Annotated in this window: 7 protein-coding genes; 2 read left to right on the top strand and 5 right to left on the bottom strand. The window is 69.0% G+C overall.

The window, feature by feature from the left end; all coding sequences use genetic code 11:
• Positions 1 to 90 precede the first annotated feature (90 nt).
• Positions 91 to 2,217, bottom strand: a complete 2,127-nt coding sequence (locus IB258_RS03415) for an FUSC family protein (RefSeq protein ID WP_175160530.1) — start codon at positions 2,215 to 2,217, stop codon at positions 91 to 93.
• A 307-nt stretch (positions 2,218 to 2,524) separates the two neighbouring features.
• Here IB258_RS03415 and IB258_RS03410 point away from each other — a divergent pair, with 307 nt between their 5' ends.
• Positions 2,525 to 3,439, top strand: coding sequence for an EAL domain-containing protein (locus IB258_RS03410; RefSeq protein ID WP_054454265.1), 915 nt, complete (start codon positions 2,525 to 2,527; stop codon positions 3,437 to 3,439).
• 163 nt (positions 3,440 to 3,602) lie between these two features.
• Positions 3,603 to 3,779, top strand: a complete 177-nt coding sequence (locus tag IB258_RS03405) for a hypothetical protein (RefSeq protein WP_166738370.1) — start codon at positions 3,603 to 3,605, stop codon at positions 3,777 to 3,779.
• 117 nt (positions 3,780 to 3,896) lie between these two features.
• Here the strand turns inward: IB258_RS03405 and treY are convergent, their stop codons facing one another.
• Genes treY through glgX form a run of 4 tightly spaced genes read right to left on the bottom strand, consistent with a single transcriptional unit; the run spans position 3,897 to position 12,539 of the window.
• The gene (gene treY, locus IB258_RS03400; protein WP_192352240.1) at positions 3,897 to 6,569 is read right to left on the bottom strand and encodes a malto-oligosyltrehalose synthase; all 2,673 of its coding nucleotides are present in this window, start codon (positions 6,567 to 6,569) and stop codon (positions 3,897 to 3,899) included.
• A gap of 2 nt (positions 6,570 to 6,571) precedes the next feature.
• On the bottom strand, positions 6,572 to 8,659 hold the full coding sequence (malQ, locus tag IB258_RS03395) for a 4-alpha-glucanotransferase (RefSeq protein WP_192352152.1): 2,088 nt from the start codon (positions 8,657 to 8,659) through the stop codon (positions 6,572 to 6,574).
• Positions 8,656 to 10,434: a malto-oligosyltrehalose trehalohydrolase gene (gene treZ / locus IB258_RS03390; protein ID WP_054454269.1), complete on the bottom strand. Its 1,779-nt coding sequence runs from the start codon at positions 10,432 to 10,434 to the stop codon at positions 8,656 to 8,658. Before treZ ends, malQ begins: the two co-directional genes overlap by 4 nt.
• A complete protein-coding gene (gene glgX, locus IB258_RS03385; protein WP_192352151.1) occupies positions 10,431 to 12,539 on the bottom strand; it encodes a glycogen debranching protein GlgX in 2,109 nt (702 codons plus the stop codon). Before glgX ends, treZ begins: the two co-directional genes overlap by 4 nt.
• Positions 12,540 to 12,542 lie beyond the last annotated feature (3 nt).

Below are 12,542 nucleotides of genomic sequence, written 5' to 3'. Positions count from 1 at the left end.
CCATGTGCATATGGTTACGCTTTCCGGCCTTTTCGCCCTTGATGCGCGTCAAGCCCGCGGCAGTTCGCCGGTGTGCGCGCAAACCGCAGGCTATGGCGCGGCGGGAGCCCGTTCCACGCGTTCGCGCAATTGGCGCAATTGGCGCGCCTGTTGCGCGATGCGGTCCAGCGGACCGGCCAGTTCCGGATAGCCCGCGGCCACCGCTGGCGGCACGGCCAACTGGCGGTCGTTGGCGCCTGGCGCGGGTTGCTGCGGATGCAGCGCATGCGCCAGCGCCGGACCGTACTCGGAGAGCGCCTGGGCGGCAGGCGTTCCGGCTGGCAGGGCCGGCTGCATCTCCAGCACAGTGCCCGCCGCCGTCACGCGCCGCATGGCGTTGAGCAGGTTTTCGGCGGTACCGACATTGCGGTCGCGATGCACCGGATTCTGCTGCAGCCGTTGCAAGGACGCCTGCGCATTGTCGGCGGAAAGGCAGGCCATGCGGCGCAACGCCACCAGGTCCTGTCCGTCGCCGGCATCGCCGCTCTTGGCCCGCAACAGGGCGCGCGCATAGGCGGCGTGGCGCTCCAGCGCCAGGCTGAGGGCCCCGGCCAATTGCCGCGGCTCCTTTTCGGGCCAGACCAGAAAGCCGACCAGCAGCGCCAGGACGCCGCCCAGCACGCTATTGAACGCGCGCAGGGCCGCGAGCATCGGCTCCTGGATCTCAGGCTGCTGGATGTGGGTGACCAGCACGAATTGCGAAGTCAGGAAGAACGTGAACAGCGCGTAATGAATCGTGCGCGCGGCGAACGTGCCCAGCGCGATGGGCAGCACCGCCAGGGCCACGGACAAGGGGGTGCTCAGGAACAGGCCCAGCAGCGAGGCGCCGATGGCGCCAGCCACGCTGCCGGCCACGCGTTCCAGCGTGCGCTGCCAGGTGGTCGCGAAGTAAGGTTGCAGGATGAAGACCAGCGTCAGCGACATCCAGTAGCCATGGTTGACGGCGAAGGTCTTGGACAGCGCCACCGCGATGGTGGCGCCCACGCCCACCCGCAGCGCGTGGCGGAACGCGTCGGATTCGAAGCTCAGGTTCTGCCGCAACGCGCGCCACGCGTCTTGCGCAGGGTTGGCTGCGCGGCGATCGCGCGTGGGCGCCGCCGGGGTCTGTCCCTGGTCGAACAGGGACTGGGTGACGGCCTGCGCCGTGTGCAGCAGGCGGTCCAGCACCGGCGCCATGGTGGCCAGTTCGGGCGCGTGGGCCAGGGCGCTGCCGCGCAGTTCATGCAGGCCGGCGCTGTAATGGGCCAGGCGTTCGCGCAGGCACTGCGCCTGCTTGGCGTCGTTGACGTCGGAGGTGCTGGCGATGGCATTGCACAGGCTGGCGTAGCGGTGCAGCGCGTGCGACAGATGGGCGCCGGCGCCGCGTCCGAGCCAGCGCGGCGCATTCGATTCCATCAGGTCGGCTGCGGCCACCAGCGCAATGAAGCTGTCCTCGGCATTGTCCAGCAGGTACAGCAGTTGATGCGCGCGGGCGCGGCGCGATGGGCGCGCGTCCTGCACTTCGCGGATGCGCGTGCGGGCGGCTTCGAGCGCGGCGCGCTGGGCGCTGCGCTGCGGCCGCGTGACGGCGCTCCAGGCCTGGGGGCTGGCCGCGGGCGTCAATCCGGAATACATGCGGGCCAGCGCGTCGGCGAAATCCGCCAGGCCGCGGTAGCAGTGCGCCACCGCGTGAGTGGCGTCCTTCCAGGGACGTCGACGCCATACCAGCGCCGTCATCAGGATGGCCCAGGCCGCGCCGGCCAGGAAAAACAAGGTGTAGGACAGGCTTTCCGTCCAGGTCGGGGCGGGTAGTTCCGCTGCCACCACGAAGCCTGCGGACAGCAGGGTGCCGACGATTGCCGCGGCCGGCCCCAACACGCGCAACAGGCCGCCGAATGTGCAGCACACGAAGGTCAGGGGCAGCAGCAGCCACAGATGAGCCGCGCTGACGCTGGCCAGAAAGCAGAACAGCGCGCCTATCAGCCCCAGCGCGAGCATTGCCCCCGCGCGCTGGCGCAGGGGACCCCCCGGATCGCCGAAGCAGGCCCAGAAAGCCGCGATGGCGCTCCAGCCCAAACGCGGCTCGTGCGCCAGCACGGCCAGGATGACAGGCGCGGCGCTGATGGCCGCGGCTTGGAGGGCGTCCAGCCACAGAACGTTGCGCAGGGAGGCGCGCCAACGGGAATAAAGATTCTTCACGCTAGGAATACAGCAGCGGCGGTGGGCCCGGCAGGGCGAAAGACGCAAACCCTACCATGTCGACAAGGCATTTCGGCGGGGGTGAAGGCCAGGGCCGGAAAGCCGGTTTCATTCATGAATCCGAGCAGCTTAATACGTATGGATACATATATGTGACTTTGCCGCCGCAGCGGCGCAAAATTGCCTGGAAGAAAGTCTGGAAATCGCATACAAAAAGCGCTGTAGCTGGGAATACTCAGTCCAATGTGCCTCTTTCTGCGCCCGGACAGCGCAGGTTTTGACCCAGGGGCGCGCAAGGAGTATCGACATGATGTCGAATCACGAGGCTTCCACAGACTCGGTGGCGAGCGACGACGAGATCGCCGCCATGATCACCGGCAAGGATGGCCTGCGCATGCTGTTGCAGCCGCAGGTGGATTTGCTGACAGGCCGGATCGTGTCGGCCGAAGCGCTGGCTCGCTGGCGGCATCGCCGCCTGGGCATCATCATGCCTTCCGACTTCATCCCCGCCGTCAACCGCCTGGGCCTGGACAAGGTGCTGTTCGAGCGCGTCTGCCTGCGTGTCATAGACATGCTGTTGACGATGCGGCGCGCCGGCATCGCCATTCCGGTGGCCATCAATGCGCCTGCCTCCACCTTGTCGGACGAGGCCGCGGTCGATTTCCTGCTGGACCGCATCTACGCGGCGGAGCTGCCCGCGTCGCTGGTGCGCGTGGAACTGACGGAAGACCAGCCCATCCGCGAACTCGACGTGCTGCGCGCCACGCTGCTCAAGCTCGAGAATGCCGGCTGCGAGGTCAGCCTGGACGATTTCGGCACCGGCCATGCTTCGTTGAAGCTGCTATCGGCGTTGCCGCTGTCCGAGGTCAAGATCGACCAATATTTCGTGACGCGCATGCGCCGCAGCGCAGTCGCCTTCGAAGTGTTGCGCACCGCCGCGGAACTGGCGAACCGGCTGGGCCGCCGGGTGGTGGCCGAGGGCGTCGAAAACGTGGCGGACATTCCTGCCCTGCGCGCGGCCGGCTGCCGCTACGGCCAGGGCTTCGCGCTGGGCCGCCCCATGCCGCTGGACGAATTGACGGTGCGCCTGCGCACGCAACGCGACCAGGGCGAACCGCTGGCCGCGCCTGCCGCCTACGCGTCGTCCTGGCTCGATGCCTACGACGCGTCCGCCCAGGAGCCGCAGTCAACGCGCGGCAAGCGCCACGCCACCACGCAATAAGGCTGGTCGCGCAGCGTATTTTTTACCAAGCAGGCCGGACTTTACCCGCAGTCCTTGCGTCCCCGTGTCCGCGGGCTGCGGGGGCTGACTGCGGCGCGATTTGGGCACGCGGGTTGCTGTATGGAAGATGGCGGAGCTTTTTCCGTCTTCCAGGAGACTTGCAATGCCCAATCAGAACCAGCCCGACCAGCAAAAGCAGCAACAGAAGCAACAGGCCCAGGAAAACCCCAGGGACCGCAATCAGCCCGGGCAGCAGCCCGGCCAATCCGGCCAGCATGCCGATAAGGATCGGCAGCAACCTGGCCAGAATCAGGGCCAGCAAGGCAAGATGCCGCGCTGACTCGTAGACCGCGTGTTCCGGGCCCTCTAGTCGGGCGGGTATCGCGGTAAGAACGGCCTTGTCCCGCTGTGGGCGGACAAGGCCGTTTGTGCTTCATCATGGCTTCGGATTTCGGCATCAAGCCGCCGCTGGCAGCCACAGCGCAACCGGCAGTTCATGCAACAGTTCCGACAAGGGCAGCGCGCCACCGGAGCCGGATCTCGCCTTTTCGCCGCCCATTGCATCGCGCCAAGACAGACCCTTGATGGCATCGGGCAGGCACAGCGCGGTGTCGGCCCAGAATTCCCGCGCCGCCCGCGGCTCGCCGCGAGCGTAGCCAGACAGACGCAGCGCGCACAGCCGCGGCGCGACGATCAGGGCGTGCTCGTCTTCATGACGCCGCAGCCAGGCTACGACGTGCTGTGCATGCGTCCCGGTTACAGCCAGGGGGACGCACTCGCCCTGGCCGAACAATGCCCGGTGACGCTGCCGCGCCGCCAGCAGGCGCTGGGTCAGGGCCTGCTTCACCGCGCCGCTGCGCCAATCCGTTGCGCTGGCTCGCACGGCGGCGCTGGCGCGCGTGCGGGCCAGCATGGCGATCCGCGGCGGGTAGTCCACCGCGCGCCGGTTGTCGGGGTCGACCAGGCTGTAGTCCCAGAGCTCCGTGCCTTGGTAGAGATCCGGCACGCCGGGCAGCGTGTTGCGCAACAGCGTCTGGGCCAGGCTGTTGATCATGCCGGCAGGGGCCAGTTCCAGGGCGTATGCGGCGATTTCGGCCAGCAGGCGGCGCCCGGGCGCCGCGTCCCGCAGAAATTCCAGCGCGCCAAGCCCGGCGGCTTCGTAAGCGGGGTCAGGATCCGTCCAACTGGTATGCAGCTTGGCTTCGCGCAACGCCTTGAGCTGCCATTGCGCCACGCGCTCGATCCATGCGGCCACGCTTTCTGGCCGCTGTTCGATGATGTCGGCATCCCAGTCGGCGGGCCACGCCCCGATCAGCGTCTGCACGAGCAGGTAGCGGTCCGCCAAGGTAAGCAGCCCGGCGTCCGGCAGGGCGTGGGTCCAGCGATACGCGGTCTTGCGCCAGGCTTGCGGCATTTCCGAAACCACCGCCAGCCGCGCGCGCGCGTCCTCGCCGCGCTTGTGGTCATGCGTGGCCGTCGCCAACATGGCGTGCGGAAAGTCGCGCGCCCGCGCCTCGACCAGGGCATGAAATGCCCCGGGCGACAGCGCAAATCGCTGCGGCGATGCGCCGACTTCATTGCGCGACAGCAGCGGGCCGTAGCGGTAGAACAGCGTATCTTCCAGCGCCTTGGCTGCCAAAGGCGGCGTCAGCTGCTGGAACCGCCGCAGGGCCTGGGCAGCGTTTGGCTCAGATTGCGGGAGCGGCGCGGTTGCCGGATCGGCGGGGCCGCCGCCCAGCCACCGGTCCATCTGCGCCAACAAGGCAGCGTCCGCTGTGCCGGGCAACGCGTGCAGCAGGGCGGCGGCGCGTTGCGCTGCCGCCTCGCAGTGATGGCGGTCCGCATCGCTGCGGCCGCCGTCCTCCGCGTAGGTCCGGTACACCGGAAAGGCCGCCAGCCACGCGGACAACACGCGGTCCATGGCCGGCGCGGACCAGTCGCGGGTCCGGCGGTCCTGCCGCGCCAAACGTTCCAGGCAGCGGACCAGCGCCAGGCGTTCCGCGGGAAAGTGCCGCTGCAGCATGCGGGTGCGCGCCGCTTCCAGCTGCCGCGGCGGCGTGCGCAGATCGCCCGTGAGCATCTGCCAGAACGCCCGCAGCGGCGCCTCGGCCCGCGGGTCGTGCAGCAATGCGCCGACCTGATCCATGAAGTCATAGCCGGTGGTGCCATGCAGCTGCCAGCGCGCATCGGGCGCTTCGTCCGGCGCCAGGATCTTCTCCGCCACCAGGTAGGCTTGCGATTGGGCGCAAGAAGGTGGACGGCGGGCTCCGGCTTCGGCCAGGCGTCGATTCAGCCTGCGCAGATAGGCGCCCGGCGCGGCCAGCCCGTCGATGTGGTCGATGCGCAGTCCGTCGAGCAAGCCTTCCGCATACAGGCGCAGCGGCAGCGCATGCACGGCATTGAAAACGGCTTCGTCCTCGACCCGTACGCCCACGAGCTCGCTGATCTCGAAGAAGCGCCGCCAGTTGATCTGATCGGCAGCGCAACGCCACCAGGCCAGCCGGTAATGCTGGCTCTCCAGCAGCCGGTGCAGGCGCTCGCGGCCGGCTGCGCGCGCCGGGTCGCAGCGGCGCAGCAGGGCCTGCGGATCCTGCCCGCGCGCAAGCGACTCCGGGGCCAGGGGATAACGCTGCCCGGAGACCTCCAGTTCGATGCGTCCGGCATCGGCGTCATAGCGCAGCGCCATTGCGCCTTGAGCCAGCGACACACCGTAGGAGTCGGGCAGGATGGGCAGCAGGACCTTGCCGCGCAGGGCGGGATCAGGCGCGTCCCAGTCGATGTCGAAGCAGCGCGCATGCGCGCTTGCGGCGCCGTGTTCGAGCACATCGCGCCACCAGGCATTGGCGGGGTGGGCCGCCATGTGATTGGGCACGATGTCCGCGATGAGACCCAGCCCGCGCCGACGGGCCGCCCGGGCCAGATCCCTCAGCGCGGATTCCCCGCCCAGCTCCGGATTGACCGCGCCATGGTCGATGACGTCATAGCCATGCGTGGACCCGGGGCGGGCGCAGGTGATGGGCGACAGGTAGAGGTGGCTGACCCCCAGGTCCGCGTAGTAGTCCACGCAGGCTCGGGCGTCCTCAAATGTGTAGCCGGCATGCAATTGCAGGCGGGCCGTGGCGCGCGGCATGGTCATGGCCGGCCCCGTCCGGTGCGCAGGGCTTGCAGCCGGGCCTGCACGGCAGGGTCGGCGAAGCACGTCGCGCTGCTTGCGGCCAGGCGTTGACGCCAGTTGGGATGCTGGTCCACGGTGCCGGGCAGGTTGGGCTGTTCCAGTTCGCCCGCCAGGTCTTCCATGGGCACCAACAGCAGGGGACAAGGGCTGGAAGACACGAAGCGCAGCATGTCCTCCAGGGGCGCGCGCGCGGGCTCGGCGGCGCAGCCCAGGGCTTGCGCGAGCAAGCTGCGGTCCATGCGGCGGTTGCGCCGCAGCGTGGCTTCATCGTCGCCGCCGCCCAGCAAGTCCAGTTCGGCGCGCAGGTCGATGTCGCGCTCGGCCCACCAGCCGCGCAAGGTCGGCAGGTCGTGGGTCGAGGTCATGGCCACGGCCTGGCCGGGCCAGTCGCCGGCTGCAAGAAAGGGCGCCGGCGTGGACGGCGCAGATGGCGGCGCGTCAGGTTCCTGCCGCATGAACCACAGCACATTCATGCCCAGGATGCCGTGATCCGCCAGCTCGCGGTTGAAACCTTCAGGCACCGTGCCCAGGTTTTCGCCGATGGCAAGCGCGCGATGGCGCCAGGCTTCCAGCGCCGTGAGCGCCAGCAGTTCGCGCAGTGGATAGCGCAGATAGGCGCCCGCATCGGCCGTCAGTCCATCGGGCACCAGCCACAGCCGCGCCATGCCCAGGATGTGATCGATGCGCAGGCCGCCGGCGTGAGCCAGCGCGGCGCGCAACATGTCGATGTAGGCCGCGTAGCCCTGGGCATGCATTGCGCGCGGCGAGAACGCGGCCAGGTTCCAGTTCTGTCCTTGCGGATTGTGGATGTCGGGCGGCGCGCCTATGGACAGGCCGGGCATCAGGTCGGTCTGGCGGCTCCAGGCGTGGCTGCCGTCCGGGCTGTCGCCCACGGCCAGGTCGGCGATCAGCCCCACGCGCATGCCGGCGCGTCGCGCCGCCCTCTGCGCGTGGTCCAGGCTTTCGGCGGCCAGCCATTGGGCGTAGCGATGGAAGTCGACCTCGACCGGATGCTGCCGCGCATATCGTTCGACTTCCGGCGAGTCCGGATCGCGCAGGCCGGCGGCCCATTGCGTCCAGGGCTGGTGGTCTGCGCCATGCGCTGCCTGGGCGGCATGCAGGGCTTCGAACACGGCGTGGTCGCGCAGCGCCTTGCCGCGCCGGGCGCAGTACGCCTCGTAGCGCAGGCGGGCATCCGCCGGTCCGCTTGTGCGGAACTGGCGGTGCAGCGCGCGCAGCAGGCGCTGCCGCCATATCCCGGCCGATGGCCAATCTATCAATTCCGTTGGGCGCGGCTGGGCGGCCAATTCGGCCAGCGCCCGGCGCAAGACATCGTCACCGACGATGGCGGCGGGATCTGCGTACAGGGTGTTCAGGAACAGGCGGCTGGATGGGGCGTAAGGACTGCAACGCTGCGGTTGCGCGGCGAACATGGCGTGCACCGGGCTGATGGCGAGCGCGTCCGCGCCCTGGGCCGCGGCGGCGACAGCCAGTTCGCGCACGGCGCCAAAGTCGCCGTAGCCGCCGTCGCCAGGTTGGTCGGCATCGCGCCTGAGACTGTAGACCTGCGCGCATAGTCCCCAGGCGCGCGGCCGCACGCCGTCGGTCAGATCATCAAGGCCAGGCGCTTGGCGGGGCGCCACCGCAAGCACGGTCTGGCCGCATGCCAGGTGCAGCGTGTGGTATCCGGGCTCCTGCGGTGCGATCAGGCTGCCGTCGTCCGCGACCTCGCCGTCGCTGGTCTGGCCTGACTCGCACACGATGCGGTAGCGGCCGCGCGCGCAAGCGGGCAGAAACGCGGCCATGCCGCTGCGCGCGACCAGCAGGGGCGGCAGCCGGGCCCCAAGCTCCACGCCCAGGCGATGGTCGCTGCCGCGGATGTCATGGGCGTTGCCCGCCGGCAAGCCCATGCCCTCCAGCAGCAGCCGTAAAGTATCCGGCGACACTTGCTGCGGACGCTGGCGCGCGTCGGTCCAGTGTTCGGCGATGCCGGCTTTGGCGGCCAGCGCGGACAAGGCCGGATCGCCGGCGGACGTTGCGGTCATGCCGGTTCCTCCAGCAGCCACACGGTGCTGTCGCCGCACACCTCGCCGTGGACCAGGGCGTCGCGGGCGCCGGCCACGGATTCAAAGAGCAGCGTGGCATAGGCCTCGGCGCCCGCCTGCAAGGCCTCGGGCAGCGCCACGCGATCGGGGCCGAAGTTCGCATAGACCGTCAGGCGCGCGCCGCCTGCCAGTTCCCAGCGCGCGAACACGCCGCGTTCGCCGATCGCGGCCGCACCCAGGCTGACCGCGCCGGCCAGCCGGGGCGCGATCAGGCGGGCGCGCAGATGCAGCAGGACCGCGTAGTCCCGCATCCAGGCATGCGCGTCGGCGGCGCTGGCCCGTGGTTTGCTGGCCACGTAGGTTGCGGGATCGTTCGGGTCGGACAACGCGCCCGCGCCCTGGAATTCGGGAAAGCGCGAGAACTCGCGCCGCCGGCCGTCGCGCACCGCTTGCGCCAAAGCCGGGTCGGCATGGCTGGTGAAGTAGTGGAACGGCGTGCGCGCGCCGCGTTCCTCGCCCATGAAGATCAGCGGGATCTGCGGCGCCAGCAGCTGCAACGCGACCGCGGCGCGCAGCCGGGCGGGACTGTCCACCAGGCTGGCCAGGCGTTCGCCGCCCGCACGGTTGCCGGTCTGGTCATGGTTCTGCAGGAACAGCACGAAGGCGCTTGGCGGCAGTTCCGCGCTGGGTTCGCCCCGCGGTTGTCCGCCGCGGTAGGGCGAACGCTGCCCCTGGTACAGCCAGCCTTCGGCCAGGCAGCGCGCCAGCGCCTGGGCCGGCTGAGCGCTGTAATCGGCGTAGTAGCCGTGGCTCTCGCCGGTCAGAAGGCAATGCAAGGCATGATGCGCGTCGTCATTCCATTGCGCATCGAAGTCACCTTGCAGCAGGCTGGCGCGGTTGTCGTCGTTCTCCAGCACCAGATGCACATGGCGTTCGGCAGGAATATGCTGCCGCAGGTACTGGGCCAATTCATGCAGCCATTCATGGCCCGCAATCGCGTGCACGGCGTCCAGACGCAGCCCGTCGAAGCGGTACTCGGTCAGCCAGTACAGCGCGTTGTCCTTGAAGAACTGGCTGACCGCCGGCTGGCGGAAGTCGATGGCGTCGCCCCAAGGCGTGGCGACGTCTTTCCTGAAGAACGGCGCGGCATAGCGCGGCAGGTAATTGCCGTCGGGGCCGAAATGGTTGTAGACCACGTCCAGCATCACGCCCATTTCCAGCCCATGGGCCTCGTCGATCAGGCGCTTGAGCTCATCGGGCGTGCCGTAGGCCGTGTCGGGCGCGTAGGGCAGCACGCCGTCATAGCCCCAGTTGCGTGGCCCGGGGAAGTCGGCAATGGGCATCAGCTCCAGCAAGGTCACGCCCAGCGCCGCCAGCTCCGGCAGCCGCGCCAGCAGGCCCGCATAGCCGCCCTCCAGGCCGGCATGGGTTTCGTACAGCACGGCGTCTTCCCAAGGCCGTCCGCGCCAGGTGCCGTAGCGCCAGGGGTAGGAGTCCGGCGCGACCACGACGCTGTCGTCGTGCACGTCTCCGTGCTGCAGGCGCGAGGCTGGATCGGGCGCGACCGTGTCCGCGTCCAGGCGGTAGTGATAGCGGGCGCCGATGGGGCAGTCCACGTCTGCCTGCACGTAGCCGTCCGGGCCGGGGCTCAGGGCGATGGGAGGATGGCCTTCGACCTCGAGGGCGAAGCCCGCCGGCGCGGTCGGCGCCCACAGGCGAAAGCGCGTGACGCCGCTCTCCAGCGGGATTGCGCCTGAAGCATAGTCATGTGTCATGGCGGATCTCCCGGCACGTAGGTCGCCGCCAGCAGCGCCACGCTGCGCGCCGCCACCGTGACGGCGGCATCCGCCAGTGGCGCGGCAGGCGCCTGCGTGGCGGAATCCAGCTCGCGAATCCACGCCAGCGCGGGCGACGGCATCTGGAAAACCGTGTCCTCCGCGCCGGGATTCAATAGCAGCAGCGTCACATCGACGCTGCCGTCTTCGCGGCAGGCGGCGCGGCGCAGGACCATGGCATTGGCCTCCGACTCCCAGGCCGCCGCGTCCAGTTCAGCGCCCGCCGGATCGAACCAGGAGATGGCTTGTACGCCAGGCGCGAGCTCCTGCCCCGCATCGCCGTAGCGCGCGGCGCGCGTGCTGGGGTGGGCGCGGCGCAGTGCGATCAGGCGCGCCGCGTAGCGGGATAGCTCACGGCCGTCATCGGACTGCGCCTGCGTCCAGTCCAGCCACGACAGGGCGTTGTCCTGGCAATAGGCATTGTTATTGCCTTCCTGGCTATTGCCGAATTCGTCTCCGGCCAGCAGCATCGGCGTGCCATCCGCCAGGAACACGCAGGCGAGCTGGGCCCGTTGCACCCGTTTCCGGGTGTCCAGGATGGCGGCGTCCTCGGTCGGGCCTTCGGCGCCCCAGTTGTGGCTGTAGTTCTCGCCGTGGCCGTCGTTGCCGCCTTCGCCGTTGGCCTCGTTGTGGCTGGCGTCGTAGCTGACGATGTCGGCCAGCGTGAAACCGTCGTGCGAGGCCACGTAGTTGACGCTGCTCCAGGGCCGACGGTGGCGGCGGTCGAACAGGTCGCGCGATCCGCACAAGCGCGCCGCCATCTCGCCGCGCATGGCGGGATCCCCGCGCCAATAGCGGCGGGTCGCGTCGCGGAATTTGTCGTTCCACTCGGCGAAGCCCGGTGGATGGTTGCCCAGCTGGTAGCCATCCGGCCCCACGTCCCAGGGTTCGGAAATCAGTTTCAGGCGGGCAAGGGCAGGGTCCTGCAGCACGGCGTCGAAAAAGCCCGAACCCGGGTCATAGCCGGTGCCTTCGCGTCCCAGGGTCACGCCCAGGTCGAAGCGGAAGCCGTCGACGCCATAGGATTGCGCCCAATAGCGCAGCGAATCCGTGACCATTTGCAGGACGCGCGGATGTGACAGATTGACCGTGTTGCCGCAGCCGGTGTCGTTGATGTAATAGCGTTCGTCGCCCGGCACCAGGCGGTAGTAGCTGGCGTTGTCCAGTCCGCGCCAGGACAGCGTGGGTCCCAATTCGCTGCCCTCGCAAGTGTGGTTGTAGACCACGTCCAGAATCACTTCGATGCCGGCGGCATGCAGCCGGCGTATGGCCTGGCGCATTTCGTTCGGATTGTGCTGCAGGTAGGAGGGCTCCGGCGCAAAGTACGACAACGTGCTGTAGCCCCAGTAGTTGCGCAGGCCGCGTTCGGTCAGGAAGCGGTCCTGCAGGAACGCATGCACCGGCAGCAACTCCACGGCGGTGACGCCCAGCCGCTGCAGGTGTTCGATGAAACGCGGGTCGGCCAGCGCGGAGCAGGTGCCGCGCAGGGGCTGGCGCAGGTCTTCGCGCAGCATGGAGGCGCCGCGCACGTGCACCTCGTAGATCACCGTATCGTTCCACGCCGTGGCCGGCGGCCGGCTGTTGCCCCAGGTGAAAGGCGCTTCTTCGGCCACGATGGCCTTGGGCATGGCGGGCGCGCTGTCGCGCCGGTCGATGCTGAGGTCGGCGCGCGCATGCTTCATGCGATAGCCGAACAGCGCGTCGCTCCAATGCAGCGGTCCGGTCAACTGCCGCGCGTAGGGATCGAGCAACAGCTTATGGGGATTGAAACGGTGCCCATTGCGCGGATCGTGCGGGCCGTGGGCGCGATAGCCGTACACCAGTCCGGGATGCGCGTCCGGCAGGTAGCCGTGCCAGATCTCGTCGGTGCATTCGGGCAGGTCGAAGCGGCGCAGTTCCTTGCGGCCCTTGGGATCGAACAGGCACAGCTCGATGCGCGTGGCGTTGGCCGAGAACACGGCGAAGTTCACGCCCAGGCCATCGCTGACCGCGCCCAGCGGATGGGGCTGGCCCCCGGCGATGCGCGTGAATTGGGAGGGATCCATATG

The organism is Achromobacter sp. ACM02 (assembly GCF_014851605.1).
GTDB classification, from domain to species: domain Bacteria; phylum Pseudomonadota; class Gammaproteobacteria; order Burkholderiales; family Burkholderiaceae_B; genus Achromobacter; species Achromobacter aegrifaciens.
Note: the sequence above shows the minus strand (reverse complement) of the source record. Positions and strands in the feature narration are given on the sequence as shown.